Source organism: Paracraurococcus lichenis, assembly GCF_030657435.1.
Lineage (GTDB): Bacteria > Pseudomonadota > Alphaproteobacteria > Acetobacterales > Acetobacteraceae > Paracraurococcus > Paracraurococcus lichenis.
In genome coordinates this window covers 1-253 of sequence record NZ_JAUTWS010000605.1, presented here as the reverse complement: position 1 = coordinate 253, position 253 = coordinate 1, and the positions used below count along the sequence as shown (strand labels likewise).

Annotated in this window: 1 pseudogene; it reads right to left on the bottom strand. The window is 69.2% G+C overall.

Annotated features, from left to right (window positions below):
* Nucleotides 1-219 (bottom strand): annotated as a pseudogene (locus Q7A36_RS41405) (hypothetical protein); the annotation flags it as partial.
* Nucleotides 220-253: the final 34 nt, after the last annotated feature.

Here is a 253-nt window from a genome sequence, read left to right as displayed (position 1 = left end):
CCCCGCCTGGATCACACCGGCAGTCTGGGTGCCCGGCGGCCGCCAGGGCGCCGGCTCGGCCAGTCCGCCCAGGCGTGCCGGATCACTGTAGGCCAGCATCTGCGTGAGCGCGTAGCCCACGCCGAGCAGGGTGACCCAGCGCATCAGCCCTTGCCGCGAGCGCTGCCAAGCGTCCTTCAGCCCCCAACCATGCTTCATGTCTTTGAACAGCGGCTCCACCGCCCACCTCTTGGCGTAAGCGGTGATGATCTCC